The following is a 23,678-nucleotide window of genomic DNA, read 5'->3' on the forward strand; positions in this document are numbered from 1 at the left end:
CGGGTCACACGTGTGCGCTTTTTGTGTCTGTCCCTGTGCATGCGGGCGACGGGGAGAGCGGCGCGTGACACCTCCTCCCACAACAATCGACCACCGGTCGGGTGTAGTGCTCCACTGTGCTTAGAAACTGGGGCGACACGCCCGAGCGCGGGGGTCGGGGGAGCGGGAAATCCAGCAGGTCATAGCGCATCCAATGACTATGGAACCGGCGTAGGTCAAGAGGGAAGTACGGAGACGCGGTGCCCACGATTCAGCAGTTGGTCCGTAAGGGCCGTAAGACCAAGGTTTCGAAGAACAAGACTCCGGCGCTCAAGGGAAGCCCTCAGCGTCGCGGCGTGTGCACACGTGTCTACACAACCACGCCGAAGAAGCCGAACTCTGCGCTGCGGAAGGTCGCTCGTGTCCGGCTGAGCAGCCAGATCGAGGTCACTGCTTACATTCCCGGCGTCGGCCACAACCTCCAGGAGCACTCCATCGTGCTCGTGCGTGGTGGCCGTGTGAAGGACCTTCCGGGCGTGCGCTACCGCATCGTTCGCGGCGCACTCGACACGCAGGGCGTTCGCAACCGCAAGCAGGCTCGTAGCCGCTACGGCGCCAAGAAGGAGAAGTAAATGCCGCGCAAAGGTCCGGCGCCGAAGCGCCAACTGATGACTGACCCGGTCTATGGATCGCCTCTGGTCACTGCACTGATCAACAAGGTGCTGCGGGACGGTAAGCGATCCCTGGCCCAGTCGATCGTCTACAACGCTCTTGAGGGTGCCCGGGAGAAGACCGGGCAGGACCCCCTGGTCATCCTCAAGCGGGCCATCGACAACGTGAAGCCCACCCTCGAGGTGCGCAGCCGCCGTGTTGGTGGCGCCACCTACCAGGTACCGGTCGAGGTCCGCGCATCGCGCAGCACCACCCTGGCGCTCCGCTGGCTGGTGCAGTACGCGCGTCTGCGCCGTGAGAAGACCATGACCGAACGTCTGATGAACGAGCTGGTCGACGCCAGCAACGGTCTTGGCGCCGCTGTCAAGCGACGTGAGGACACCCACAAGATGGCGGAGTCCAACAAGGCCTTCGCCCACTACCGCTGGTAACCCCCGCGGGTTTGCCACACGAGAGACCGAGAGAAGACGAGCCCCATGGCTACCACTGCTCTTGACCTCGCCAAGGTCCGCAACATCGGGATCATGGCGCACATCGACGCGGGCAAGACCACGACGACAGAGCGCATCCTCTTTTACACCGGTGTCAACTACAAGCTCGGCGAGACCCACGAGGGCTCGGCGACGATGGACTGGATGAAAGAGGAGCAGGAGCGCGGCATCACGATTACGTCTGCCGCGACCACCTGTCGTTGGAACGACACCACGATCAACATCATCGACACGCCCGGTCACGTCGACTTCACCATTGAGGTGGAGCGTTCGCTGCGGGTCCTCGATGGCGCAGTCGCCGTGTTCGACGGCAAGGAAGGTGTCGAGCCCCAGTCGGAGCAGGTGTGGCGCCAGGCCGACCGGTACAACGTGCCGCGGATCTGCTTCGTCAACAAGATGGACAAGATCGGCGCGGACTTCCAGCGCTGCGTCGACATGATCCGCGAGCGTCTTGGCGCCAACCCGCTGGCTGTCCAGCTTCCGATTGGCGCCGAATCCGACTTCCAGGGTGTCATCGACCTCATCCGGATGAAGGCTTACGTCTGGAGTCCGGACACCCCCAAGGGCGAAATGTACGACACCATCGAGATCCCGGACGCCTACGCAGAGGCCGCGCAGGAGGGCCACGAGCGGCTCGTCGAGGCTGTGGCTGAAGCTGATGACGAGATCATGGAGCTGTACCTCGAGGGCCAGGAGCCCACGGTGGAGCAGCTCGTTGCCGCGATCCGTCGGGCCACGATCTCCGGTGCCGCCGTTCCGGTCCTGTGCGGTAGCGCGTTCAAGAACAAGGGCGTGCAGCCCTTGCTGGACGCCATCGTCGCCTACCTGCCGTCGCCGCTGGACATCGAGGCGATCGAGGGTCACGACCCCCAGGACAAGGACGAGGAAGTCACGCTCCAGCGCAAGCCCAGCGAAGAAGAGCCGCTGGCCGCTCTCGCATTCAAGATCATGAGCGACCAGCACCTCGGTAAGCTCACCTACCTGCGGATCTACTCCGGGGTGCTCGAAAGCGGCATGCAGGTTCTCAACAGCATCAAGGGCCGCAAGGAGCGGATTGGCAAGATTTACCGGATGCACGCCAACAAGCGTGAGGAGATCACGCGGGTGGGCGCCGGTGACATCGTCGCAGTGGTGGGCCTGAAGGACACCACCACCGGCGAAACCCTGTGCGACCAGGCCAACCCGATTGTCCTGGAGTCGATGACCTTCCCCGCTCCCGTCATCGAAGTCGCGATCGAGCCCAAGACCAAGAGCGACCAGGAGAAGCTCGGTACCGCGATTCAGCGTCTTGCGGAGGAGGACCCCTCCTTCCGAGTGACTACCGACGAGGAGACCGGTCAGACCGTCATCTCCGGTATGGGCGAGCTGCACCTCGAGGTGCTCGTCAACCGGATGCGCGAAGAGTTCAAGGTCGAGGCCAACATCGGTAAGCCCCAGGTGGCCTACCGCGAGACGATTCGCCGCAAGGTCGAAGGCGTCGAGTACACCCACAAGAAGCAGACGGGTGGCGCCGGCCAGTACGGTCGCGTGGTCATCGACCTCGAACCGCTTCCGATCGACGGTGACGGTGACAGCCCGGGCTACGAGTTCGTCAACAACATCACTGGCGGTCGTATCCCGCGGGAGTACATCCCGTCGGTAGACGCTGGTTGCCAGGAGGCCGCCCAGTTCGGTGTCCTCGCTGGATACCCGCTGGTCGGCATCAAGGTGACCCTCCAGGACGGGGCCTACCACGACGTGGACTCCTCTGAGCTCGCCTTCAAGATCGCCGGTTCCATGGCCTTCAAGGAGGCGGCCAGTAAAGCCAACCCGGTTCTCCTCGAGCCGGTCATGGCGGTTGAGGTCACCACGCCGGAAGAGTACATGGGCGACGTGATCGGTGACCTGAACAGCCGGCGCGGTCAGATCCAGTCCATGGAGGAACGCGCCGGGACCCGTGTCGTCAAGGCACTCGTTCCGTTGTCGGAAATGTTTGGCTACGTGGGTGACCTGCGCAGCCGTACCCAGGGTCGGGCTAACTACACGATGGTGTTCCACTCCTACGCGGAGGTCCCCTCCAACGTCTCGCAGGAGATCGTTGCGAAGGCCCGCGGCGAATAGCCACGACACCTCACCTGTCCAGCTAAGCAACCTGTACGTCTAGGAGTAATCCAGTGGCGAAGGCCAAGTTCGAGCGGACCAAGCCGCACGTAAACATCGGCACCATCGGTCACATCGACCACGGTAAAACCACGCTGACCGCGGCGATTACCAAGGTTCTGCACGACAAGTACCCGGACCTCAACCCGTTCACGCCTTTCGAGGACATCGACAAGGCCCCGGAGGAGCGCGAGCGCGGTATCACCATCTCCATCTCGCACGTGGAGTACCAGACCGAGAGCCGCCACTACGCGCACGTGGACTGCCCCGGTCACGCGGACTACGTGAAGAACATGATCACCGGTGCCGCCCAGATGGACGGCGCGATCCTGGTGGTCGCCGCTACTGACGGTCCGATGCCGCAGACCAAGGAGCACGTGCTCCTGGCTCGCCAGGTCGGCGTCCCCTACATTGTCGTGGCTCTCAACAAGTCCGACATGGTGGACGACGAGGAGATCTTCGACCTCGTTGAGCTCGAGGTCCGCGAGCTGCTCAACGAGTACGAGTTCCCGGGCGACGAGGTGCCCGTGATCCGCGTCTCCGCGCTGAAGGCCCTCGAGGGTGACCCCGAGTGGGGCAAGAAGATCCTCGAGCTGATGGAGGCCGTGGACCAGAACATCCCCGAGCCGCAGCGGGACATCGACAAGCCGTTCCTCATGCCGATCGAGGACGTGTTCTCGATCACCGGTCGCGGTACCGTCGTCACCGGCCGTATCGAGCGCGGTGTCATCAACGTCAACGACACCGTCGAGATCGTCGGCCTCAAGGACGACAAGATCACCACCACCGTCACCGGTGTGGAGATGTTCCGCAAGCTGCTCGACCAGGGCCAGGCCGGTGACAACGTCGGTCTGCTGCTGCGTGGTGTCAAGCGCGAGGAGGTGGAGCGCGGTCAGGTCGTCATCAAGCCTGGCACCACCACCCCGCACACCGAGTTCGAGGCCCAGGTCGTCATCCTCTCCAAGGACGAGGGTGGCCGCCACACGCCCTTCTTCAACAACTACCGCCCGCAGTTCTACTTCCGGACCACGGACGTCACCGGTGTCGTTACCCTCCCCGAGGGCACCGAGATGGTCATGCCCGGTGACAACACCTCGATGACCGTCAAGCTGATCCAGCCGGTCGCGATGGAAGAGGGTCTGAAGTTCGCCATCCGTGAGGGTGGACGGACCGTAGGCGCGGGTCGCGTCACCAAGATCATCAAGTAGCACGACTCTGGTCGGGCGGTCGGGTCCGTCAGCAACCCGACCGCCCGACACCATGAAGGACGTCATCGGGCTCTTGCGGTGATGCCACCCAGCAGGGAACAGCCCTGTAGCGGTTTCTCAGGTGAATAGAGCCTCAACCGGAAGTTCCTCCGGAGCGCACTGGCCCTTTACGGCGCTGCGTCTCTAGGACACTGACACGAAGGACGAAGGCCACCATGGCGGGACAGAAGATCCGCATTCGGCTCAAGGCCTATGACCACGAGGTCATCGATAAATCGGCCCGCAGGATCGTCGAGACTGTGACGAGGACCGGCGCGCAAGTCGCGGGCCCGGTGCCGTTGCCGACCGAGAAGAACGTGTACTGCGTCATCCGATCGCCGCACAAGTACAAGGACTCGCGTGAGCACTTCGAGATGCGCACGCACAAGCGGCTGATCGACATCATCGACCCGACGCCGAAGACCGTCGACTCGCTGATGCGGCTCGACCTCCCGGCTGGTGTCGACATCGAGATCAAGCTCTAAAGGACGCTGAAGACATGACGACCAAGCAGATCAAGGGAGTCCTGGGCGAAAAGCTCGGCATGACCCAGGTCTTCGACGAGTCCGGCAAAGTTGTGCCTGTGACGGTGTTGAAGGCCGGCCCAGCTGTCGTGACTCGCGTCCGTACCCCGGAGACCGATGGGTACTCCGCGATTCAGCTCGGCTACGGCCACATCAACCCGCGCAAGGTGAACAAGCCGCTCGGCGATTACCTGCGTAAGCACAACCTCACCCCTCGCCGCCACTACGTCGAGGTGCGCACCTCCGACGCCAGCGAGTACACGGTCGGTCAGGAGATCACCGCTGACGTGTTCCAGCCTGGTGAAAAGGTTGACGTCACCGGAAAGACGAAAGGCAAGGGGTACGCCGGTGTCATGAAGCGCCACGGCTTCGGCGGCCTCGGCGCCTCGCACGGCACCCAGCGCAAGCACCGTTCTCCTGGTTCCATTGGTGGCTGCGCCACCCCAGGCCGTGTTTTCAAGGGAATGCGCATGGCCGGCCGCATGGGCAACGTGCGCCGCACCGTGCAGAACCTCACCGTGCACTCAGTTGACGCCGAGAAGGGCCTCCTTCTGGTCAAGGGTGCGGTTCCCGGTCCCAACGGTGGCCTGGTTCTCGTCCGCACCGCCGTGAAGGGGGGCAAGTAAGCCATGGCGACCATCGAGGTCAAGGACCGCGAGGGCGCGGCGAAGGGAAGCGTCGAGCTCCCTGACGAGATCTTCGCGCAGAAGGTCAACATCCCGCTGATCCACCAGGTCGTGGTCGCCCAGCAGGCCGCAGGCCGGCAGGGGACGCACTCCACCAAGACCCGCGGTGAGGTCCGCGGTGGTGGTAAGAAGCCGTACCGCCAGAAGGGCACCGGCCGGGCCCGCCAGGGTTCTGTCCGTGCGCCCCAGTTCACCGGCGGTGGTACGGTGCACGGCCCCAAGCCGCGCGACTACGCCCAGCGGACGCCCAAGAAGATGAAGGCTGCCGCCCTGCGCGGGGCGCTCAGCAACCGGGCGCAGCACGGACGTATCCACGTCGTCAGCGAGTTCGTCCCCGAGGACGTCACCACCAAGCGCACCCAGACTGCGCTGAAGACGCTGCGTAAGATCACCGACTCTGACAAGGTGCTGGTGGTTCTGTCGCGCGAAGACCAGCACAACCGTCTCGCGCTGCGGAACCTCCCCGAGGTGCACATCCTCGACGCCAACCAGGTCAACACCTACGACGTGCTCTACGCCGACGACATCGTGTTCACCGAAGCCGGTTACCAGGAGTTCCTGGCACACGCCAAGGGCAGCAAGATCGCGGCGTCTCAGGAGGACGACCAGTGAGGATCCCTGACCCTCGGGACATCATCATCAAGCCGGTGATTTCCGAGAAAAGCTACGGCCTGCTGGACCAGAACAAGTACACCTTCCTGGTCCACCCCGAGGCCAACAAAACCCAGATCAAGATGGCGGTGGAGCAGATCTTCGACGTGAAGGTCACCTCCGTCAACACGATTAACCGGAAAGGCAAGCGCAAGCGCACCCGGTTCGGCTACGGCAAGCGGCCCGACACCAAGCGCGCGATCGTGAGCCTGAAGGACGGCGACCGGATCGACATCTTCGGAGTCTGATCTCCAGCCGTGCCGTTTGAGATCGATTCACACGTAAGGAATGCACGAAAGAGATGGGCATTCGAAAGTACAAGCCGACGAGCCCAGGGCGTCGCGGGGGGAGCGTCAGCACATTCGCTGAGATCACCCGCTCGAAGCCTGAGAAGTCCCTGGTCCGTCCGCTGCACTCCAAGGGCGGGCGCAACGGTCACGGTCGCATCACTGCCCGCCACCAGGGCGGCGGCCACAAGCGCGCCTACCGGCTGATCGACTTCCGCCGCCACGACAAGGACGGTATTCCCGCCAAGGTCGCTCACATCGAGTACGACCCGAACCGCACCGCACGTATCGCGCTGCTCCACTACGTGGACGGCGAGAAGCGGTACATCCTGGCGCCTGTGGGTCTGAAGCAGGGCGACCGGGTCGAGAACGGCCCCGCGGCTGACATCAAGCCGGGGAACTGCCTGCCGCTGCGCAACATCCCCACCGGTACGTTCGTGCACGCGGTGGAGCTCAAGCCGGGCGGCGGTGCCAAGCTGGGCCGTGCGGCCGGAGCGGCGATCCAGCTCCTCGCCAAGGAGGGTGCCTACGCCACCCTGCGTATGCCCTCGGGCGAGATGCGGCAGGTCGAGGTCGCATGCCGGGCCACTGTGGGCCAGGTCGGCAACGTCGAACACGCCAACATCAGCTGGGGTAAGGCCGGCCGGATGCGGTGGAAGGGCAAGCGCCCGAGCGTCCGTGGTGTGGCGATGAACCCGATCGACCACCCGCACGGTGGTGGTGAGGGCCGGACCTCCGGTGGCCGCCACCCCGTCAGCCCGTGGGGTAAGGCCGAGGGCCGGACCCGTAAGAAGGGCAAGCCCAGCGACCGGCTCATCGTGCGTCGGCGTAGCAAGAAGAAGCGGTAAGGAGCACGACTGATGCCACGTAGCCTTAAGAAGGGGCCTTTCGTCGACCACCACCTCATGAAGAAGGTGCTGGAGCAGAACGAGAAGGGCACCAAGAACGTCATCAAGACGTGGTCGCGCCGCTCCATGGTCGTTCCCGAGATGATCGGGCACACCATCGCCGTGCATGATGGCCGCAAGCACGTCCCCGTGTTCATCACCGAAGCGATGATCGGCCACAAGCTCGGCGAGTTCGCCCCCACGCGTACTTTCCGCAGCCACGTCAAGGAGGACCGCCGCAGCCGCCGCTAGCGGACGTCCGGTCAGTTGTGAGAAGCGTCAGGACCCCACGGTGGTGGGGGTGAGATTTCCGTGAGCGAGGGAAAAGCGATGGGAACGAGGGCACAAGCGCGGTTTGTCCGCGTCACGCCCCGAAAGGCCCGCCGGGTGGTGGACCTTATTCGCGGGCTGCCCGCTGAGGAGGCTCAGGCGGTGCTCCGGTTCGCACCTCAGGCGGCAAGTGGACCGGTGGGGAAGGTGCTCGCCAGCGCCATCGCCAATGCCGAGCACAACGACAAGTTGGACCGTGAAACGCTGGTCGTCAGTCGCGCCTGGGTGGACGAAGGACCGACTCTGAAGCGCATTCGGCCGCGAGGCTTCGGCCGTGCGTTCCGAGTCAACAAGCGGACGAGCCACATCACTGTGGAAGTCGCGCCGCGTGACACCGTGGGCGCCGCGTCGGCCAAGAGGAAGGAAAGGACCCGATAGTGGGACAGAAAGTCAACCCGCACGGGTTCCGCCTCGGAGTGACCACCGACTTCAAGAGCCGGTGGTTTGCCGACAAGCTGTACAAGGACTACGTCAAGGAAGACGTAGCCATCCGCCAGATGCTGACTCGCGGCATGGAGCGCGCCGGGATCTCCAAGGTGGAGATCGAGCGCACCCGTGAGCGGGTCCGGGTCGACGTCCACACCGCCCGGCCGGGCATCGTCATCGGCCGCCGCGGTGCGGAGGCCGACCGCATCCGTGCCAACCTCGAGAAGCTGACCAACAAGCAGGTCCAGCTCAACATCCTCGAGGTGAAGAACCCTGAGATCGACGCCCAGCTCGTCGCTCAAGGGGTGGCGGAGCAGCTGTCGAGCCGAGTCGCGTTCCGCCGTGCCATGCGCAAGGCCATTCAGAGCGCGATGAAGAGCGGGGCCAAGGGCATCCGTGTCCAGTGCAGTGGCCGTCTCGGCGGCGCCGAGATGTCGCGTTCCGAGTTCTACCGCGAAGGCCGGGTGCCGCTGCACACGCTGCGCGCCGACATTGACTACGGCTTCTTTGAGGCGCGTACCACCTTCGGCCGTATCGGCGTGAAGGTCTGGATCTACAAGGGCGAAGCGCCGATGACCCGCGCTGAGCGCGAGGCCGCCCAGGCCGCGCAGCGTGCTGCTGGTCCGCAGCGCCGGGAGCGTCCGGGACGCCGTCGTCGTGGCGGCGGCGGAGGCGGCGGCCAGCAGCAACAGCAGGCTGAGAAGGCGACCGCCCAGGCGACCGAGGCCGCTAAGGCCGCGAAGTCCGGGAACGAGGGGAGCTGACGATGCTCATTCCCCGCAAGGTCAAGCACCGCAAGCAGCACCACCCCAGCCTGCGGGGGCGTGCTAAGGGCGGTACGAGCGTCCACTTCGGCGAGTACGGCATCCAGGCTCTGGAGTCCGCCTACGTCACCAACCGGCAGATCGAGGCGGCGCGTATCGCGATGACCCGCCACATCCGCCGTGGTGGCAAGGTCTGGATCAACATCTTCCCGGACCGTCCGCTGACCAAGAAGCCGGCTGAGACCCGGATGGGTTCCGGTAAAGGTTCCCCGGAGTGGTGGGTCGCTCCGGTCAAAGCCGGCCGGGTGATGTTTGAGCTGGCAGGTGTGCCTGAGCCTGTGGCGAAGGAAGCCCTTCGCCGGGCCATCCACAAACTGCCGATGAAGTGCAAGGTCGTGAAGCGAGAGGCGGGGGAGTAATGGCTAAGTCCCTTACCGCCGCTGAGCTTCGCGGTTACTCCGTCAAGGAGCTGACCGAGAAGCTCAAGGAGGCGAAGGAAGAGCTGTTCAACCTCCGTTTTCAGGCCGCTACTGGGCAGCTGGACAACAACAGTCGCTTGCGGATTGTCAAGCGTGAGATTGCGCGGATCTACACGGTGCTGCGCGAACACGAGTTGGGCATCATGCCGCTGGCTGCCGAGGAGTCGGCTGACAAGGCGAAGGAAGCAGCCGAATGAGTGAGAAGACCACGGCACAGGAACGTAACCACCGCAAGGTCCGCGAGGGTTACGTCGTCAGCGACAAGATGGACAAGACGGTGGTCGTGGCGGTGGAGAACCGCTTCAAGCACCCGCTGTACGGCAAGATCATCCGCCGCACCACCAAGTACAAGGCCCACGACGAAGCGAACATCGCCGGTGTTGGCGACCGGGTGCGTCTGATGGAGACCCGGCCGTTGTCTGCGACTAAGCGCTGGCGCGTCGTGGAGATCCTGGAGAAGGCCAAGTAAGGGATCGCCGCTGCGATCTCTGACCCGCCGCGGTGATCGGTTGGTGGAGACCGGTCACCGCGGCGGGGCGGACCAGCTAGCGAGCGCGGGTGATGAGCCCGCGCGCACATATCAGGAGCAGACGTGATTCAGCAGGAGTCGCGACTCAAGGTCGCCGACAACACGGGTGCGAAGGAGCTGCTGACCATCCGTGTCCTTGGCGGCTCGGGCAGGCGGTACGCGAGCATCGGTGACACGATTGTGGCGACCGTCAAGGACGCCCTGCCCGGCGCGGGGGTCAAGAAGGGCGACATCGTCAAAGCCGTTGTCGTGCGCACCACGAAGGAACGCCGTCGGCCCGACGGCTCCTACATCCGCTTCGATGAGAACGCCGCCGTGCTCATCAAGGACGGTGGGGACCCGCGGGGCACCCGTATTTTCGGCCCGGTCGGCCGTGAACTGCGAGACAAGAAGTTCATGCGCATCATTTCGCTGGCGCCGGAGGTGCTCTAGGCGATGAAGATCAAGAAGGGCGACGAGGTTATCGTCATCGCTGGTAAGGACAAGGGTGCCACGGGGAAGGTCAAGAAGGCCCTTCCCAAGGAGCAGCGAGTCATCGTCGAGGGCGTCAACCTCATTAAGAAGCACAAGAAGGCGAACCAGGCGGGTGGCCAGCAGGGTGAGGTTGTCACCCTCGAAGCGCCGATCCACGTGAGCAACGTCGCGCTCCTTGAGGACGGCCGTCCTACCCGGGTCGGCTACCGCTTCAAGGAGGACGGAACCAAGGTTCGGATCTCCCGCCGTACCGGTAAGGAAATCTGATGACGGTCACGAACGAGATCGACGCTCCGCCCATTCCGCGGCTGAAGCAGAAGTACCGCGAGGAGATCATCCCGGCCCTGCGTGAAGAGTTCGGCTACACGAACATCATGCAGGTGCCTGGGCTGACCAAGATCGTGGTCAACATGGGTGTCGGCGACGCGGCCCGGGACGCCAAGCTCATCCAGGGTGCGATCGCTGACCTGTCCGCGATCACGGGACAGAAGCCCAAGATCAACCGGGCCAAGAAGTCCATCGCGCAGTTCAAGCTGCGGCAGGGTCAGCCCATCGGAGCCAGTGTGACGCTGCGCGGCGACCGGATGTGGGAGTTCCTGGACCGGCTGCTCACCCTAGCGCTTCCGCGCATCCGTGACTTCCGCGGCCTGTCGGCCAAGCAGTTCGACGGGAACGGGAACTACACCTTCGGTCTCACCGAACAGGTGATGTTCCACGAGATCGACCCGGACAAGGTCGACCGGCAGCGCGGCATGGACATCACGATCGTCACCACGGCGGCCACCGACGAGGAAGGGCGGAGCCTGCTGCGGCGGCTCGGATTCCCTTTCAAGGAAGACTAGGGGAGTAGGGATGGCCAAGAAGGCGCTGATCGCCAAGGCGAACCGGAAGCCCAAGTTCCGGGTTCGTGCGTATACTCGATGCTCGCGGTGTGGCCGCCCGCGCGCTGTCTTCCGGAAGTTCGGCCTGTGCCGGATCTGCTTCCGCGAGATGGCGCACCGGGGCGAGCTGCCGGGCGTCACCAAGGCCAGCTGGTAGCAAGCAGACTCGTCGGGTCGGCCGGTCCGGCCGGCCCCGGCAGGTATGCGGTGGGGCGTGTGCCCGCCGCTCATCATTGTGTTCACGACCGACCGGACATCACGCGGAACACCCACCCGCCCGATGTCCATGACCACGCGGCAGGTCCTCGGACAACCCGAATAAATCGGGACGCGGGCTCGGGGGAGAGTTCCGTTTCCGGGGAAACCGCAGCGAGGAAAGGGCCAATCGGCCATGACGATGACCGACCCAATCGCAGACATGCTCACACGTCTGCGTAACGCGAACGCGGCATACCACGAGACCGTGGCGATGCCGTATTCGAAGATTAAGGCGCACATCGCCGAGATCCTCCAGAAGGAGGGCTACATCCAGGGCTGGCGTGTCGAAGACGCCCGCGTCGGCAAGAACCTGGTGGTGACTCTCAAGTACGGGCCCACCCGTGAGCGTGCTATCGCCGGGCTCCGTCGTGTGTCCAAGCCTGGTCTGCGGGTGTACGCGAAGAAGGACAACCTTCCGCGTGTCCTCGGCGGACTTGGCGTGGCCATTATTTCGACGTCCAGCGGCCTGATGACGGACAAAGAGGCCAAGAAGAACGGCGTGGGCGGCGAAGTCCTCGCTTACGTCTGGTAACAGGGAGAGATTTCAGCATGTCGCGTATTGGCCGACAGCCGATCTCGGTCCCCAAGGGCGTCGAAGTCACCATCGACGGTAAAGACGTCAAAGTCAAGGGGCCGAAGGGCGAACTCAAGCACACTGTCCCGCCGTCGATCACCGTTACCCTGGAAGACGGCCAGGTAAAGGTATCGCGTGCGGACGATCGACCGCAGACCCGTTCCTTGCACGGGCTTACCCGCTCGTTGATTGCCAACCTGATCGAGGGCACCTCCAAGGGGTACACCAAGACCCTCGAGATCTCGGGTGTGGGCTACCGCGTCCAGGCCAAGGGCCGGAACCTGGAGTTCTCTCTGGGCTACAGCCACCCCATCGTCGTGGAACCTCCGGAGGGCATCACGTTCCGGGTGGAGAAGCCGACCCTGCTGCACGTCGAGGGAATCGACAAGCAGAAGGTGGGCCAGGTGGCCGCGGACATCCGCAGCCTGCGCAAGCCCGACCCCTACAAGGCGAAGGGCATCCGCTACCAGGGCGAGAGAATCCGCCGCAAGGCCGGAAAGGCTGGTAAGTAAGCATGGCGAAGAGGTCGTCGCTTACCCGCAGGGGCGTTTCCCCCCGTGCGGCCGCCCGGGCGCGCCGCCACATGCGGGTCCGCAAGAAGGTTCGGGGCACGCCGGAGCGTCCGCGTCTGGTCGTCACCCGTTCGCTCAAGCACATCGTCGCGCAGATTGTGGACGACACCAAGGGGCACACCCTGGTGTCCGCCTCCACCCTGGAGGCCTCCATCCGCGGCGAGGAGGGCAGGAAAACCGAGAAGTCGCACCTGGTGGGCAAGGTGCTCGCCGAGCGTGCGAAAGCCGCCGGGATCACCGCTGTCGTTTTCGACAGGGCCGGCTACCGCTACCACGGCCGTGTCGCGGCGCTGGCTAACGGCGCGCGCGAAGGCGGCCTGGAGTTCTAGTGATGACTCCTGACAACCGCAGTTTCAACGACGGGAAGAGGAACCACTGATGGCTGCAGCTCCGCGGCGCGGCGCCGGTGGCGAGCGGCGTTCCGGCCGTGACGATCGCCGCGGCGGTTCCGCTGACAAGGGCGTCTCCTACATCGAGCGGGTTGTGAAGATCAACCGGGTCGCCAAGGTCGTCAAGGGTGGACGCCGGTTCAGCTTCACCGCTCTGGTCGTGGTCGGCGACGGCAACGGCATGGTCGGCGTCGGCTACGGCAAGGCGAAGGAAGTGCCCGCGGCGATCGCCAAGGGTGTTGAGGAAGCGAAGAAGAACTTTTTCCGGGTCCCGCGGATCGGGGGCACCATCGTGCACCAGGTCCAGGGAGAGGACGCTGCCGGCGTGGTCCTGCTCCGCCCGGCCGCTCCCGGTACCGGTGTGATCGCCGGTGGTCCGGTGCGTGCCGTGCTGGAGTGCGCTGGCATCCACGACGTCCTCACCAAGTCGCTCGGGTCGTCGAACCCGATCAACATTGTGCGCGCGACGGTTGCTGCTCTGAAGAGCCTGAGCCGTCCCGAAGAGATCGCCGCCCGGCGTGGCCTGCCGCTGGAAGATGTCGTTCCGGCGCCCATGCTGCGCGCTCGCGCGGAAGCCAAGGCGGGGGTGTAGGTGATGGCGAAGCTCAAGATTACCCAGGTCCGGTCGAAGATCGGCGGTAACCGGAAGCAGCACGCCGCGCTTGCCTCCCTCGGCCTCGGTCGGATCGGTAAGTCGGTCATCCGCGACGACCGCCCCGAGGTTCGCGGACAGATCAACGTTGTCGCGCACCTCGTCACCGTCGAGGAGGTCAGCTCATGAGCGAGTTGCTCAAGCTCCACCACCTGCGTCCGGCCCCCGGCTCCAACAAGGCCAAGATCCGCAAGGGCCGCGGTGAGGCGTCGAAGGGTAAGACCGCCGGCCGCGGTACCAAGGGCACCAAGGCTCGGAGCACGGTGCCGGCCGGTTTCGAGGGTGGCCAGATGCCCCTCATCCGCCGGATTCCGAAGCTCAAGGGCTTCAGTAACGCCAAATTCAAGACCGTGTACCAGGTGGTGAACCTGGACAAGCTGAGCAAGCTGTACCCCGAGGGCGGCGAGGTCACCATTGAGGACCTGGTCGCCAAGGGTGCGGTGCGCAAGAATCAGCCGGTCAAGGTGCTGGGCACTGGAGAGATTTCGGTTCCGGTGCGGGTGAGCGCGAACGCGTTCTCCAGCTCTGCCAAGGAGAAGATCCTTGCGGCTGGTGGCAGCGTCACCGAGATCTAGGGGCATCCCTGAGGACGTGTGGGGGCGTCTCATCGATCATGCCCACGAGATTGGGAAGATCGGTGAACGCCCCTGTCCCTTTTTCCGGGGGGTTCTTGGTACGGTGTGCCACCGAGTGTGTTCTTATTGTGAACTTGGTGGTCCACACCAATTGTTCAATGGCTGCTAATGTGCCTTCTGCTTGACTTGACGAGGCTCCGGCTGTTGTGGTCGGGGCCGATGATTACGACGATCCAGGATCGGCCGCGATGTCTCGAATCGGCTGCGCCGTCGACGCCTGGCAGGAGGAGACGTGCTAGGTGCGTTCGTCCGTGCGTTTCGCACGCCTGAACTACGTAACAAACTGCTGTTCACGCTGTTTATCCTGACGATTTTCAGGCTCGGCGCCGTCATCCCCGCCCCGGGGATCGACAGTGTCGCTATTGAGAAGTGTGTCCAGCAGACGGCCGAGACCGGTGCCTCGAATATCTATGCGCTGATCAACTTGTTCAGCGGTGGCGCGCTGCTGCAACTCGCCGTCTTCGCGCTGGGCATCATGCCGTACATCACCGCGAGCATTATCCTCAACCTGCTCACGGTGGTGGTGCCGCGGCTTGAAGCACTGAAGAAGGAAGGCCAGGCCGGGCAGAGCAAGATCACACAATACACCCGTTACCTGACGATCGCTCTGGCCGTCCTCCAGTCCACCAGTGTCATCGCGATGGCCCGGACCGGGCAGCTCTTCCAGAACGCCTGTATACCCGAAGAGTACATGCCCTTCCTCCACACCTCTTACGAGCTGCCGGTCCTGATCATGATCGTGTTCGTGATGACTGCGGGCACCTGCGTCATCATGTGGTTCGGTGAGCTGATCACCGAGCGCGGGGTCGGCAACGGCATGTCGCTGCTGATCTTCACCCAGATCATCGCGGAGTTCCCCGCCGGCATGATGCGCATCTGGAGCGAGAACCCCGCGTGGGTCTTCGCCCTCGTCTGCGTGGCCGGAGTGGTGCTTATCACAGGTGTGGTCTTCATCGAGCAGGCCCAGCGCCGTATCCCCGTGCAGTACGCCAAGCGCATGGTGGGCCGCCGGATGTACGGTGGCAGCTCGACCTACATCCCGCTGAAGGTGAACCAGGCCGGTGTGATTCCGGTCATCTTCGCCTCGTCCCTGCTGTACCTGCCGACCCTGGTGGTCGGACTGCTGGGCGCCGAAACCGACAACAAGGTGGTGGACTTCCTCAACACCTACTTCAACCCGATGGGGAACCACCCGGTTTACCTGACCACCTTCTTCCTCCTCATTGTCGGCTTCGCCTTCTTCTACGTGGCCATTACTTTCAACCCCGCTGAAGTGGCCGACAACATGAAGAAGTACGGTGGATTCATCCCGAGTATTCGCCCGGGACGTCCGACCGCCGAGTACCTGGACTACGTCCTTACCCGGCTGACGACGCCTGGTGCGCTGTACCTGGGTGTGATCGCGCTGTTGCCGATGGTGGCTCTGGGGACTTCCGGGGCTGCCGCGAACTTCCCGTTCGGCGGCGTCAGCATCCTGATCATGGTTGGTGTCGGGCTGGACACGGTGAAGCAGATCGAGAGTCACCTCCAGCAGAGGAACTACGAGGGTTTTCTGCGATAGATGCGCGTTGTACTGGTGGGACCTCCAGGGGCCGGAAAAGGCACCCAGGCCCAGATCTTGGCGTCCAAACTGTCGATTCCGAAGGTGTCCACCGGAGACATCTTCCGTGCCAACGTCAGCGGTGGCACCGAGTTGGGTAAGAAGGCCCAGGCCTATATGGACCGTGGCGACCTCGTCCCTGACGAGATCACCAACGCCATGGTGCGCGATAGGCTGGCCGAGGACGACGCTCGTGCAGGCTTCCTCTTGGACGGCTTTCCGCGCAATCTCGCGCAGGCGGAAACGCTGGACGAGATGCTTGCCGATCTGGGTGTCAAGCTCGACGTTGTCCTCGAGCTCGTCGTTGACGAGGAGGAAGTGATCCGGCGGCTTGCGGAGCGGGCCCGGATCGACAACCGCAGCGACGACAACGAGGAGACGATCCGGCACCGTTTGGTCGTCTACCGGGAGCAAACTGCTCCGCTGGTCTCCTTCTACGAGAAGCGCGGACTGCTGGAGAAGATCGACGCAGTCGGGCCGATCGAGGAGGTCACCCAGCGGGCCATGACAGCGCTGAAAAGCAGAGCCTGATGTTGCGTAAAGGGCGAAACCGGATCGAACTGAAGTCGCCGGCTGAGATCGAGAAGATGCGGGCTGCGGGGCGAGTCGTGGCCCGCACTCTCGACCTGCTGCGCGAGGCGGTGCGTCCCGGGATCAGCACCTTGGAGTTGGACGCCCTTGCCGAGCAGAGCATCCGCGAGGCAGGGGCCATCCCGTCCTTCAAGGGCTATCACGGTTTCCCCGGATCGATCTGCGCTTCCGTCAATGAAGAGGTGGTCCACGGGATTCCGCGGGCCACCAAGGTGCTTGCGGACGGGGACATCATCTCCATCGACTGCGGGGCCATCCTCGACGGGTGGCACGGCGACTCCGCCATCACGGTCCCGGTGGGGACGGTTACCGAGGAGGACCGCACGGTGATGGAGGTGTGCGAGGAAGCGATGTGGCAGGGCATCGCGCAGATGCGTCCGGGCAACCGGCTCGGCGACATCGGGCATGCCATCGAGTCCTACATCGCTTCGCGCGGCAACTTCGGAAACGTCCGCGAGTACGGCGGGCACGGGATCGGCACCCAGATGCACATGGAGCCGCACGTGCTCAACTACTCGCCGCCCGGCCGGGGAATGCGCCTGGTCGAAGGCATGTGCCTGGCGATCGAGCCCATGGTCAACCGCGGCACCCGGCACGTCCACCTGCTGGAGGACGGGTGGACCGTGGTGACACGGGATGGGAGCCGCTCGGCGCACTTCGAGCACTCGGTGGCGATCACAGCCGACGGCCCCCTGGTGCTCACCGCCCGAGAGGAGAACCGGGAGAAGATCGCCTCGCTCGGATTCCCGGATCCCGGTTTCTGAACCGCAGTGCTGAAGCAGTGCTGAATTCGTGTGGGCCGCCTCCTTCCCAGGCGGCCCACACGAATTTTCAGCCGCGGTCTTTGCTCCTCCTTGCCACCGGACCGTAGCGTGAAAAGGACAGAGCGGCGGAGGAGGTGTGGTGGCGGAGTCCAACCCCCATGTCCGGGCTTCCGACGCGGATCGGGAGCGTGTCGCCGAACGCCTCCGGGAACATTGCGCGCAGGGGCGCTTGGACGAGGAGGAGCTCGCCGAGCGGATCGCGCAGGCGTACCAGGCGCGGACCCGGGGCGAACTGGCCGCGCTCACCGAGGACCTGCCCGGCTATGACTTGGCTGATCTTCCTGGGCTGGTGGCGAGTACCCGACACACCCGGGCCCCGGTTGCTGCGGGTACGGCCAGGCGCTGGCTGGTGGGCGGGGCGAGCACGCTGCTCTTCGGCGGTGCGCTGACCGCCTTCGTCTCCTTCGGTGCAGACCTCGTATGGTATGTCGCGGCGATCGGCCTGTGGGCGGTGGCCGTGGTGTACATCACTGTGTGGGGTCAGCGGACGCACCGAGGGTAGTGGGGCGGCAGGCATACCGCGGCGCGGAGCGGCCTGACAAAGACGTTCACGGGAGCAGGTAGACTGAGAGAGCACAACACTCGGGTTGTTGGGTCAGGCTGCCTGCAGAAGCGTCTTCGATCCGCGTGACGTAAGATAGTGCAGTTGACCTGCATTTCAGTGGTCAATTCCTGGTCGGGCGCCGGATCATTCCACACTCGGAGAGATCCGCACCCGTAGCCCCCGTGTTCACGGGGCCGATTCCAGAAGCGTGGAGGATATGGCTAAGAAAGACGGCGCCATCGAGATTGAGGGCACCGTTATCGAGTCCCTGCCCAACGCTATGTTCCGAGTGGAGCTTGACAACGGGCATAAGGTTCTGGCTCACATCAGCGGAAAGATGCGGATGCACTACATCCGTATTCTTCCCGACGACCGAGTTGTTGTGGAGCTGAGCCCGTACGATCTCACGCGCGGGCGCATCGTTTACCGCTACAAGTAGCTTCTCCGCTCGCGTCCACCGTTCCGCGGTCGACGCAGGTGGACCCAGAACCCGGAGTGACGATGAAGGTTAAGCCGAGCGTTAAGAGAATCTGCGCGAAGTGCCGAGTGATCCGCCGTCACGGCAAGATCAGGGTGATCTGCGAGGACCCGCGGCACAAGCAGCGCCAGGGTTAATCCAGTCCTGGCTTTCTGACATAGGAGAATCAGTTCGCCGGTGACGACATGTGTCGGCCGGCATTGCAGTGTGAAGAATCCCGTTCCTATCCCGGCGGAGCATTGTGCCCCGGGACCACCCCCGGTCGGAGGCCGGGGCCTCGTCGTTGGGCGGCGAGAGGGCACGGGAACGGGAAAGACCTCCGCGACATAGAAGGAGTACGCCCGATGGCGCGCATCGCCGGCGTCGACCTCCCCCGGGACAAAAGGGTGGAGGTCGCTCTTACATACGTCTACGGCATCGGCCGGAGCCGCGCGGCCGAGACTCTGGCCAACACCGGGGTCAACCCCGACACCCGCGTCTACCAGTTGACCGAAGAGGAGCTGGTCAAGCTCCGCGAGTGGATCGACGCCAACTACAAGGTCGAGGGTGACCTGCGCCGCGAGGTTGCGGCCGACATTCGGCGCAAGATCGAGATCGGCTGCTACCAGGGTATCCGGCACCGCCGCGGCCTGCCGGTCCGCGGCCAGCGCACGCAGACCAACGCACGGACCCGCAAGGGCAAGAAGAAGACCGTGGCCGGAAAGAAGAAGGCCGGTCGGAAGTAGTCCGTTCGGGCCCCGCCATTCGGGCCCGATGCCAGCAACGGATCGATGATCTTGGGAGTAGGGAATGCCGCCTAAGAGCCGTCAGGGCGCCGGGCGCAAGGTGCGCCGCAAAGAGAAGAAGAACGTCGTCCACGGGCACGCGCACATCAAGAGCACCTTCAACAACACGATTGTGAGCATCACCGACCCGACCGGCGCGGTGATCTCCTGGGCCAGTGCCGGACAGGTCGGGTTCAAGGGGTCGCGGAAGTCCACTCCGTTCGCCGCGCAGATGGCTGCCGAGGCCGCCGCACGCCGCGCGCAGGAGCATGGGGTGCGCAAGGTCGACGTCTTCGTCAAGGGTCCGGGCTCGGGCCGGGAAACCGCGATCCGTTCGCTGCAGGCGACCGGGCTCGAGGTCGGCTCGATCCAGGACGTCACCCCGGTTCCGCACAACGGCTGCCGTCCGCCGAAACGGCGCCGGGTCTGATTCGCGTTCCATACGCCGCCTCCGCCGCGTAAGACCGGGCGGAGGGGCGGACCGGCAGTTGCTAGTTAATGGTCCCGCAGGCCGCGGGGCCGACCAGTGGCCGTCATATAGCGGGCGGCCGTGGGAGAGATAGGAAGAAACGGACCATGCTGATCGCTCAGCGTCCCACCCTGACCGAAGAGCCGATCTCCGAGTTCCGCTCCAAGTTCATCCTTGAACCCCTGGAGCCGGGCTTCGGCTACACCATCGGGAACTCGCTGCGCCGCACCCTGCTGTCGTCGATTCCCGGTGCTGCCGTGACCAGCATCCGCATCGAGGGTGTTGAGCACGAGTTCACCACCGTGCCCGGCGTCAAGGAGGACGTTACCGAGATCATCCTGAACCTCAAGGGTCTCGTGGTGAGCTCGGAGCACGACGAGCCGGTACTGATGTACCTGCGCAAGCAGGGACCGGGAGTGGTCACCGCCGCCGATATCGCTCCGCCTGCCGGGGTCGAGGTGCACAACCCGGAGATGCACATCGCGACCCTGAACAGCAAGGGCAAGCTGGAGATGGAGATGACGGTCGAACGGGGCCGTGGCTACGTCTCCGCCGCCCAGAACAAGCAGCCGGGGCAGGAGATCGGCCGGATTCCGATTGACTCCATCTACTCTCCCGTCATGCGGGTCACCTACAAGGTCGAGGCGACCCGTGTCGAGCAGCGCACCGACTTCGACCGCCTCATCCTGGACGTCTGGACCAAGCCGGCCATCCGGCCTCGCGACGCGGTGGCCAGCGCGGGCAAGACCCTGGTGGAGCTGTTCGGGTTGGCGCGGGAGCTCAACGTCGACGCCGAAGGCATCGACATGGGTCCCTCTCCCACGGACGCTGCGCTGGCCGCGGATCTGGCACTGCCGATCGAGGACCTCAACCTCACGGTCCGCTCCTACAACTGCCTCAAGCGCGAGGGTATCCACACGGTCGGCGAGCTCGTCGCTCGCACCGAGCAGGACCTGCTGGACATCCGGAACTTCGGTGCGAAGTCAATAGAGGAAGTCAAGCAGAAGCTGAGCGACATGGGGCTCGCGCTGAAGGACGCCCAGGGCGGGTTCGACCCGGGGAGCGCGGCCGGTTCGTACGGTTCCGACCACGACCAGTCCTACGTCGAGACTGAGCAGTACTAGACCACAGACCCCCGGCTGGTCCGGTCCAGCTCAGGACTGGGGCGGCCGCATCAAAGGAGAACACCATGCCTACGCCAACGAAAGGGCCTCGGCTGGGCGGAGGCCCGGCACACGAGCGGCTCATGCTGGCGAACCTGGCGACCGCCCTGTTCCGGCACGGTCGCATCAAGACCACGGAGGCCAAGGCCAAGCGTCTGCGCCCCTACGCGGAGAAGCTGATCACGCTGGGGAAGCGCGGTGACCTGCACGCTCGCCGCCAGGTCCTGACCAAGATCCGGGACAAGGCGGTTGTGCACGAGCTGTTCACCGAGATCGGCCCGCGCTACGAGAACCGCAACGGCGGGTACACGCGGATCACCAAGATCGGCAACCGCAAGGGCGACAACGCGCCGATGGCCGTGATCGAGCTGGTGGAAGCCCTGAACAAGCCGGCGACGGGCAGCAAGCGGGCGCAGACCGAGGAAGCGGCGAGCCAGGAACCCGCCGCTGAGGCCGGCAAGCAGCCCGCGGAGGGCGCCACCTCGGTGCAGACCGCGGAGGCCGCCGACGCTTCTCAGGCTGAAGGGGAAGCGGAGGAGAAGTAACCTCCCCAGCCTTCACTCGTGTGATGGTGTGAATGCCCGGTTCCCGTCAGGGGGCCGGGCATTTGTCGTGGACGGAGACAGGAACAGTGACGGACGAGACTCTGACCCGGCTGAGGTTAGACATTTCCTATGACGGCACGGACTTCTCCGGGTGGGCGGAGCAGCCGGGAAGGCGCACCGTCCAAGGGGAGCTCCAGGCAGCACTGGCCCGGGTGCTGCGGATCCCCACCCCCCAGTTGACCGTGGCGGGCCGCACGGATGCGGGAGTGCACGCCCGCGGCCAGGTGGCCCACGTGGACGTGCCCGCGTCCGTGTGGGAGGCCGAGGGGGAGCGGCTGCTGCGCCGCCTGGCCGGGGTGCTGCCTCCTGACGTCCGGGTGACCGCGGTAGCCCCGGCACCCCCGGGGTTCGACGCCCGGTTTTCCGCGCTGTTCCGCCGCTACGTTTACCGGGTGAGCGATGCCCCGGGCGGGGTGGATCCGCTGCGCCGCCACGAAGTCTTGTGGCACCGCCGCCCCTTGGACGTCGACCGGATGAACGAGGCTGCGGCCGCCCTGCTGGGCGAACACGACTTCGCCGCCTACTGCCGGAAACGGGAGGGAGCGTCCACGGTCCGGGAGCTCCAGCGTTTGGAGTGGCGGCGGGAGAGCGAGCACGTGTACGCGGCCACGGTGCAAGCGGACGCGTTCTGCCACAACATGGTGCGCGCCCTAGTGGGGGCGCTGCTCGCGGTGGGGGACGGCCGTCGTCCCCCGGAGTGGCCTGCTCAAGTGCTCCGGGCCGGGGTACGCGATTCGGCGGTGCACGTGGTGCCGCCGCACGGCCTCACGTTGGAGGAGGTGCGCTACCCGGCGGATGAGGAGCTGGCCGCACGGGCCGCGGCGACCCGCAGGTTCCGGGTCTTGGAGCGGGCCGCAGAGTAGCCGCGGCGCCGGGGGTGCCACGGCCGCGGCACCCCCGGCAGGGTGGTTGCAGGGCCTACTGCACGGCCCGCTCGCCCAAGGGGGCGAGAGCCAGGTCAATGAAGTGGGCGCTGATCTTCTCCAGCTCCGGGTCTTCGTTTTCCGGGGTTCGGCCGTCTGCGTTGGCAGCGAGGGAGAAGACCACGTAGCGGCCCCACACCGCGCTGGCCACGTGGCCGCCGGCGATGTCCATCCGCTCGGCCCCGCTGCCTTCCTGGCCGGCTAGTCCAGCGAACCACAGGGTGTTTGCGGGGTCTTGTGCTTCGGCTGCTGCCTGCGCGCCGTCGGAGTTGGCCATCGCGGCCACCCCGACGGTGACAGCGCGGGTGCCGTCCTCGTTCGCGTAGGTGGCCCGTACCACTTGGCGGCAGTCGTGCTCGGTGAGCACCGCGGCGTAGTCGCCGTGCGCGGTGGTGTCGCACCGGTCGGTGTCGTCGGTGAGCAGGAGGCTGAAGGTTTCCCCGTCGATGTCGACGGTCTCTTCCGCGAAGAGCTCCCCGGCTTTGAGCGGTTCCGGATCGGTGGATTCGTCGGAGACGAGCGAGACGTCGTAGCCGCCTTCCGGCGAAGGGGCGGCGGACTCGGAGCCGCCTCCTCCTGAAGCGAGCAGGAACGCGCCTCCTCCGGCAACGAGGAGGAGAGCGACGAATCCAGCGCCGATGAGGAGCGGACGCGCCGGGAAGCGGCGGCGCTGGCTGTCCACGTAGTCGTCGTACTCGGACAGGTCCATTTCCGCGGTGCTGGCCGCCGGCTCCGATGCGGCGACCTCGTCCCGGAACATGGGCCGACCGCCGAAGATGTCGTCCCGCCCAGCCGAGGGCGCGGCTCCTGCGGGCGGCATCGCCTGCGTGGCTGCCGCGTCCACCGGGGGCACCACCTGGGTGGCGTCGTCAGCGACCGGAGGAACGACCTGGGTAGCGTCCTCGGCCCCGGGTGCCTTCCCCCCTGGGGGCAGCACGGTCCCCTGGAGCGGCTGCTCCGTGGGCTGCTGCGGGGGGAAGGGCGCCGTGGGCGGCGGTGATGCCGCAGCCTGTCCCGCCGGAGGCGCAAGAGGCGGCTGGGCGCCGCTGGGGGCATTCCATGCGGCGGGGCCTTGCTGGGGTCCGGAGGGGGCGGCCCCGGCTGGGGGAAGGGGTGGGGCGGCTGGTGGTGGTCCGGCGGGGGGGGGCTGGGGGGGGGGGGGGGCGGGGGGGTGTCCGGGGGCGGGCGGGG

General features: G+C 65.2%; 37 protein-coding genes. 36 read left to right on the forward strand and 1 reads right to left on the reverse strand.

Features of this window, described 5'->3' with window-relative positions; translation table 11 throughout:
- Positions 1–239: 239 nt before the first annotated feature.
- From rpsL to truA, 36 genes are all read left to right on the forward strand, one after another.
- Complete coding sequence (gene rpsL / locus CW348_RS04005) at positions 240–611, forward strand: 30S ribosomal protein S12 (protein WP_011293074.1); 372 nt, start codon at positions 240–242, stop codon at positions 609–611.
- Positions 612–1,082, forward strand: coding sequence for a 30S ribosomal protein S7 (gene rpsG, locus CW348_RS04010; RefSeq protein WP_011293073.1), 471 nt, complete (start codon positions 612–614; stop codon positions 1,080–1,082).
- Positions 1,083–1,127: 45 nt separating this feature from the next.
- Positions 1,128–3,242, forward strand: a complete 2,115-nt coding sequence (gene fusA / locus CW348_RS04015; RefSeq protein WP_104612845.1) for an elongation factor G — start codon at positions 1,128–1,130, stop codon at positions 3,240–3,242.
- 53 nt (positions 3,243–3,295) lie between these two features.
- Complete coding sequence (tuf, locus tag CW348_RS04020; RefSeq protein WP_011293071.1) at positions 3,296–4,489, forward strand: elongation factor Tu; 1,194 nt, start codon at positions 3,296–3,298, stop codon at positions 4,487–4,489.
- Between the two features lie 215 nt (positions 4,490–4,704).
- On the forward strand, positions 4,705–5,013 hold the full coding sequence (gene rpsJ / locus CW348_RS04025; RefSeq protein ID WP_011293070.1) for a 30S ribosomal protein S10: 309 nt from the start codon (positions 4,705–4,707) through the stop codon (positions 5,011–5,013).
- A gap of 14 nt (positions 5,014–5,027) precedes the next feature.
- Positions 5,028–5,678: a 50S ribosomal protein L3 gene (gene rplC / locus CW348_RS04030; RefSeq protein WP_011293069.1), complete on the forward strand. Its 651-nt coding sequence runs from the start codon at positions 5,028–5,030 to the stop codon at positions 5,676–5,678.
- A 3-nt stretch (positions 5,679–5,681) separates the two neighbouring features.
- Complete coding sequence (gene rplD, locus CW348_RS04035; RefSeq protein ID WP_011293068.1) at positions 5,682–6,350, forward strand: 50S ribosomal protein L4; 669 nt, start codon at positions 5,682–5,684, stop codon at positions 6,348–6,350.
- Complete coding sequence (gene rplW, locus CW348_RS04040; protein WP_011293067.1) at positions 6,347–6,637, forward strand: 50S ribosomal protein L23; 291 nt, start codon at positions 6,347–6,349, stop codon at positions 6,635–6,637. Before rplD ends, rplW begins: the two co-directional genes overlap by 4 nt.
- A 53-nt stretch (positions 6,638–6,690) precedes the next feature.
- Positions 6,691–7,524, forward strand: coding sequence for a 50S ribosomal protein L2 (gene rplB, locus CW348_RS04045; RefSeq protein ID WP_011293066.1), 834 nt, complete (start codon positions 6,691–6,693; stop codon positions 7,522–7,524).
- Between the two features lie 12 nt (positions 7,525–7,536).
- The gene (gene rpsS, locus CW348_RS04050) at positions 7,537–7,815 is read left to right on the forward strand and encodes a 30S ribosomal protein S19 (protein WP_011293065.1); all 279 of its coding nucleotides are present in this window, start codon (positions 7,537–7,539) and stop codon (positions 7,813–7,815) included.
- 78 nt (positions 7,816–7,893) lie between these two features.
- Positions 7,894–8,271 carry a 50S ribosomal protein L22 gene (rplV, locus tag CW348_RS04055; protein WP_011293064.1) on the forward strand — a complete coding sequence of 126 codons (378 nt, stop codon included), beginning with the start codon at positions 7,894–7,896 and terminating at the stop codon, positions 8,269–8,271.
- Positions 8,271–9,083: a 30S ribosomal protein S3 gene (gene rpsC / locus CW348_RS04060; protein ID WP_011293063.1), complete on the forward strand. Its 813-nt coding sequence runs from the start codon at positions 8,271–8,273 to the stop codon at positions 9,081–9,083. The genes rplV and rpsC overlap by 1 nt, the downstream gene beginning before the upstream one ends.
- Positions 9,084–9,085: 2 nt before the next feature.
- Positions 9,086–9,502: a 50S ribosomal protein L16 gene (rplP, locus tag CW348_RS04065; protein ID WP_011293062.1), complete on the forward strand. Its 417-nt coding sequence runs from the start codon at positions 9,086–9,088 to the stop codon at positions 9,500–9,502.
- The gene (gene rpmC / locus CW348_RS04070; protein WP_011293061.1) at positions 9,502–9,759 is read left to right on the forward strand and encodes a 50S ribosomal protein L29; all 258 of its coding nucleotides are present in this window, start codon (positions 9,502–9,504) and stop codon (positions 9,757–9,759) included. Before rplP ends, rpmC begins: the two co-directional genes overlap by 1 nt.
- Positions 9,756–10,031 (forward strand): 30S ribosomal protein S17, encoded by a 276-nt coding sequence (gene rpsQ / locus CW348_RS04075; protein WP_011293060.1) that lies wholly within the window; start codon positions 9,756–9,758, stop codon positions 10,029–10,031. The genes rpmC and rpsQ overlap by 4 nt, the downstream gene beginning before the upstream one ends.
- Before the next feature lie 123 nt (positions 10,032–10,154).
- Entirely contained in the window at positions 10,155–10,523 is a 369-nt protein-coding gene (rplN, locus tag CW348_RS04080; protein ID WP_016189239.1) for a 50S ribosomal protein L14, read from the forward strand.
- A 3-nt stretch (positions 10,524–10,526) separates the two neighbouring features.
- Entirely contained in the window at positions 10,527–10,832 is a 306-nt protein-coding gene (gene rplX, locus CW348_RS04085; protein WP_011293058.1) for a 50S ribosomal protein L24, read from the forward strand.
- Positions 10,832–11,407, forward strand: coding sequence for a 50S ribosomal protein L5 (gene rplE, locus CW348_RS04090; RefSeq protein ID WP_011293057.1), 576 nt, complete (start codon positions 10,832–10,834; stop codon positions 11,405–11,407). The genes rplX and rplE overlap by 1 nt, the downstream gene beginning before the upstream one ends.
- Before the next feature lie 10 nt (positions 11,408–11,417).
- Entirely contained in the window at positions 11,418–11,603 is a 186-nt protein-coding gene (locus CW348_RS04095; protein WP_011293056.1) for a type Z 30S ribosomal protein S14, read from the forward strand.
- Between the two features lie 234 nt (positions 11,604–11,837).
- Positions 11,838–12,236 (forward strand): 30S ribosomal protein S8, encoded by a 399-nt coding sequence (gene rpsH, locus CW348_RS04100; RefSeq protein WP_011293055.1) that lies wholly within the window; start codon positions 11,838–11,840, stop codon positions 12,234–12,236.
- Between the two features lie 17 nt (positions 12,237–12,253).
- Complete coding sequence (gene rplF, locus CW348_RS04105) at positions 12,254–12,790, forward strand: 50S ribosomal protein L6 (protein ID WP_011293054.1); 537 nt, start codon at positions 12,254–12,256, stop codon at positions 12,788–12,790.
- 2 nt (positions 12,791–12,792) lie between these two features.
- Positions 12,793–13,179: a 50S ribosomal protein L18 gene (rplR, locus tag CW348_RS04110; RefSeq protein ID WP_011293053.1), complete on the forward strand. Its 387-nt coding sequence runs from the start codon at positions 12,793–12,795 to the stop codon at positions 13,177–13,179.
- Between the two features lie 49 nt (positions 13,180–13,228).
- On the forward strand, positions 13,229–13,831 hold the full coding sequence (rpsE, locus tag CW348_RS04115) for a 30S ribosomal protein S5 (RefSeq protein ID WP_011293052.1): 603 nt from the start codon (positions 13,229–13,231) through the stop codon (positions 13,829–13,831).
- Positions 13,832–13,834: 3 nt separating this feature from the next.
- On the forward strand, positions 13,835–14,020 hold the full coding sequence (rpmD, locus tag CW348_RS04120) for a 50S ribosomal protein L30 (RefSeq protein ID WP_011293051.1): 186 nt from the start codon (positions 13,835–13,837) through the stop codon (positions 14,018–14,020).
- The gene (gene rplO, locus CW348_RS04125; RefSeq protein ID WP_011293050.1) at positions 14,017–14,466 is read left to right on the forward strand and encodes a 50S ribosomal protein L15; all 450 of its coding nucleotides are present in this window, start codon (positions 14,017–14,019) and stop codon (positions 14,464–14,466) included. The genes rpmD and rplO overlap by 4 nt, the downstream gene beginning before the upstream one ends.
- A 292-nt stretch (positions 14,467–14,758) precedes the next feature.
- Positions 14,759–16,087: a preprotein translocase subunit SecY gene (gene secY / locus CW348_RS04130; protein ID WP_011293049.1), complete on the forward strand. Its 1,329-nt coding sequence runs from the start codon at positions 14,759–14,761 to the stop codon at positions 16,085–16,087.
- Entirely contained in the window at positions 16,088–16,657 is a 570-nt protein-coding gene (locus CW348_RS04135; protein ID WP_011293048.1) for an adenylate kinase, read from the forward strand.
- Entirely contained in the window at positions 16,657–17,481 is an 825-nt protein-coding gene (gene map / locus CW348_RS04140; protein ID WP_011293047.1) for a type I methionyl aminopeptidase, read from the forward strand. Before CW348_RS04135 ends, map begins: the two co-directional genes overlap by 1 nt.
- 139 nt (positions 17,482–17,620) lie before the next feature.
- Positions 17,621–18,043 (forward strand): DUF1707 domain-containing protein, encoded by a 423-nt coding sequence (locus CW348_RS04145; RefSeq protein ID WP_227480927.1) that lies wholly within the window; start codon positions 17,621–17,623, stop codon positions 18,041–18,043.
- A gap of 259 nt (positions 18,044–18,302) precedes the next feature.
- Positions 18,303–18,524 carry a translation initiation factor IF-1 gene (gene infA, locus CW348_RS04150; protein ID WP_011293045.1) on the forward strand — a complete coding sequence of 74 codons (222 nt, stop codon included), beginning with the start codon at positions 18,303–18,305 and terminating at the stop codon, positions 18,522–18,524.
- A 62-nt stretch (positions 18,525–18,586) separates the two neighbouring features.
- Positions 18,587–18,700 (forward strand): 50S ribosomal protein L36, encoded by a 114-nt coding sequence (gene rpmJ / locus CW348_RS04155; RefSeq protein ID WP_011293044.1) that lies wholly within the window; start codon positions 18,587–18,589, stop codon positions 18,698–18,700.
- A gap of 207 nt (positions 18,701–18,907) precedes the next feature.
- Positions 18,908–19,288 carry a 30S ribosomal protein S13 gene (gene rpsM / locus CW348_RS04160; protein WP_011293043.1) on the forward strand — a complete coding sequence of 127 codons (381 nt, stop codon included), beginning with the start codon at positions 18,908–18,910 and terminating at the stop codon, positions 19,286–19,288.
- A 64-nt stretch (positions 19,289–19,352) separates the two neighbouring features.
- Positions 19,353–19,757, forward strand: a complete 405-nt coding sequence (gene rpsK / locus CW348_RS04165) for a 30S ribosomal protein S11 (protein WP_011293042.1) — start codon at positions 19,353–19,355, stop codon at positions 19,755–19,757.
- A gap of 146 nt (positions 19,758–19,903) precedes the next feature.
- Positions 19,904–20,920, forward strand: coding sequence for a DNA-directed RNA polymerase subunit alpha (locus CW348_RS04170; protein ID WP_011293041.1), 1,017 nt, complete (start codon positions 19,904–19,906; stop codon positions 20,918–20,920).
- 65 nt (positions 20,921–20,985) lie between these two features.
- Positions 20,986–21,504 carry a 50S ribosomal protein L17 gene (gene rplQ / locus CW348_RS04175; RefSeq protein ID WP_011293040.1) on the forward strand — a complete coding sequence of 173 codons (519 nt, stop codon included), beginning with the start codon at positions 20,986–20,988 and terminating at the stop codon, positions 21,502–21,504.
- A 32-nt stretch (positions 21,505–21,536) separates the two neighbouring features.
- Positions 21,537–22,427 (forward strand): tRNA pseudouridine(38-40) synthase TruA, encoded by an 891-nt coding sequence (gene truA / locus CW348_RS04180; RefSeq protein ID WP_011293039.1) that lies wholly within the window; start codon positions 21,537–21,539, stop codon positions 22,425–22,427.
- A gap of 55 nt (positions 22,428–22,482) precedes the next feature.
- On the opposite strand, the gene CW348_RS04185 is transcribed toward truA, so the two are convergent.
- The gene (locus tag CW348_RS04185; RefSeq protein ID WP_016189234.1) at positions 22,483–23,424 is read right to left on the reverse strand and encodes a hypothetical protein; all 942 of its coding nucleotides are present in this window, start codon (positions 23,422–23,424) and stop codon (positions 22,483–22,485) included.
- Positions 23,425–23,678 lie beyond the last annotated feature (254 nt).

It is taken from the genome of Thermobifida sp., assembly GCF_017577275.1.
Taxonomy (GTDB): domain Bacteria; phylum Actinomycetota; class Actinomycetes; order Streptosporangiales; family Streptosporangiaceae; genus Thermobifida; species Thermobifida fusca.

Coding starts and splice junctions, on each gene's coding strand:
- rpsG (WP_011293073.1), top strand. CDS start 612: ATGCCGCGCAAAGGTCCGGCGCCGAAGCGCCAACTGATGACTGACCCG.
- fusA (WP_104612845.1), top strand. CDS start 1,128: ATGGCTACCACTGCTCTTGACCTCGCCAAGGTCCGCAACATCGGGATC.
- rpsJ (WP_011293070.1), top strand. CDS start 4,705: ATGGCGGGACAGAAGATCCGCATTCGGCTCAAGGCCTATGACCACGAG.
- rplC (WP_011293069.1), top strand. CDS start 5,028: ATGACGACCAAGCAGATCAAGGGAGTCCTGGGCGAAAAGCTCGGCATG.
- rplD (WP_011293068.1), top strand. CDS start 5,682: ATGGCGACCATCGAGGTCAAGGACCGCGAGGGCGCGGCGAAGGGAAGC.
- rplB (WP_011293066.1), top strand. CDS start 6,691: ATGGGCATTCGAAAGTACAAGCCGACGAGCCCAGGGCGTCGCGGGGGG.
- rpsS (WP_011293065.1), top strand. CDS start 7,537: ATGCCACGTAGCCTTAAGAAGGGGCCTTTCGTCGACCACCACCTCATG.
- rplV (WP_011293064.1), top strand. CDS start 7,894: ATGGGAACGAGGGCACAAGCGCGGTTTGTCCGCGTCACGCCCCGAAAG.
- rplP (WP_011293062.1), top strand. CDS start 9,086: ATGCTCATTCCCCGCAAGGTCAAGCACCGCAAGCAGCACCACCCCAGC.
- rpmC (WP_011293061.1), top strand. CDS start 9,502: ATGGCTAAGTCCCTTACCGCCGCTGAGCTTCGCGGTTACTCCGTCAAG.
- rpsQ (WP_011293060.1), top strand. CDS start 9,756: ATGAGTGAGAAGACCACGGCACAGGAACGTAACCACCGCAAGGTCCGC.
- rplX (WP_011293058.1), top strand. CDS start 10,527: ATGAAGATCAAGAAGGGCGACGAGGTTATCGTCATCGCTGGTAAGGAC.
- rplE (WP_011293057.1), top strand. CDS start 10,832: ATGACGGTCACGAACGAGATCGACGCTCCGCCCATTCCGCGGCTGAAG.
- CW348_RS04095 (WP_011293056.1), top strand. CDS start 11,418: ATGGCCAAGAAGGCGCTGATCGCCAAGGCGAACCGGAAGCCCAAGTTC.
- rpsH (WP_011293055.1), top strand. CDS start 11,838: ATGACGATGACCGACCCAATCGCAGACATGCTCACACGTCTGCGTAAC.
- rplF (WP_011293054.1), top strand. CDS start 12,254: ATGTCGCGTATTGGCCGACAGCCGATCTCGGTCCCCAAGGGCGTCGAA.
- rplR (WP_011293053.1), top strand. CDS start 12,793: ATGGCGAAGAGGTCGTCGCTTACCCGCAGGGGCGTTTCCCCCCGTGCG.
- rpsE (WP_011293052.1), top strand. CDS start 13,229: ATGGCTGCAGCTCCGCGGCGCGGCGCCGGTGGCGAGCGGCGTTCCGGC.
- rpmD (WP_011293051.1), top strand. CDS start 13,835: ATGGCGAAGCTCAAGATTACCCAGGTCCGGTCGAAGATCGGCGGTAAC.
- rplO (WP_011293050.1), top strand. CDS start 14,017: ATGAGCGAGTTGCTCAAGCTCCACCACCTGCGTCCGGCCCCCGGCTCC.
- CW348_RS04135 (WP_011293048.1), top strand. CDS start 16,088: ATGCGCGTTGTACTGGTGGGACCTCCAGGGGCCGGAAAAGGCACCCAG.
- map (WP_011293047.1), top strand. CDS start 16,657: ATGTTGCGTAAAGGGCGAAACCGGATCGAACTGAAGTCGCCGGCTGAG.
- infA (WP_011293045.1), top strand. CDS start 18,303: ATGGCTAAGAAAGACGGCGCCATCGAGATTGAGGGCACCGTTATCGAG.
- rpmJ (WP_011293044.1), top strand. CDS start 18,587: ATGAAGGTTAAGCCGAGCGTTAAGAGAATCTGCGCGAAGTGCCGAGTG.
- rpsM (WP_011293043.1), top strand. CDS start 18,908: ATGGCGCGCATCGCCGGCGTCGACCTCCCCCGGGACAAAAGGGTGGAG.
- rpsK (WP_011293042.1), top strand. CDS start 19,353: ATGCCGCCTAAGAGCCGTCAGGGCGCCGGGCGCAAGGTGCGCCGCAAA.
- CW348_RS04170 (WP_011293041.1), top strand. CDS start 19,904: ATGCTGATCGCTCAGCGTCCCACCCTGACCGAAGAGCCGATCTCCGAG.
- rplQ (WP_011293040.1), top strand. CDS start 20,986: ATGCCTACGCCAACGAAAGGGCCTCGGCTGGGCGGAGGCCCGGCACAC.
- truA (WP_011293039.1), top strand. CDS start 21,537: ATGCCCGGTTCCCGTCAGGGGGCCGGGCATTTGTCGTGGACGGAGACA.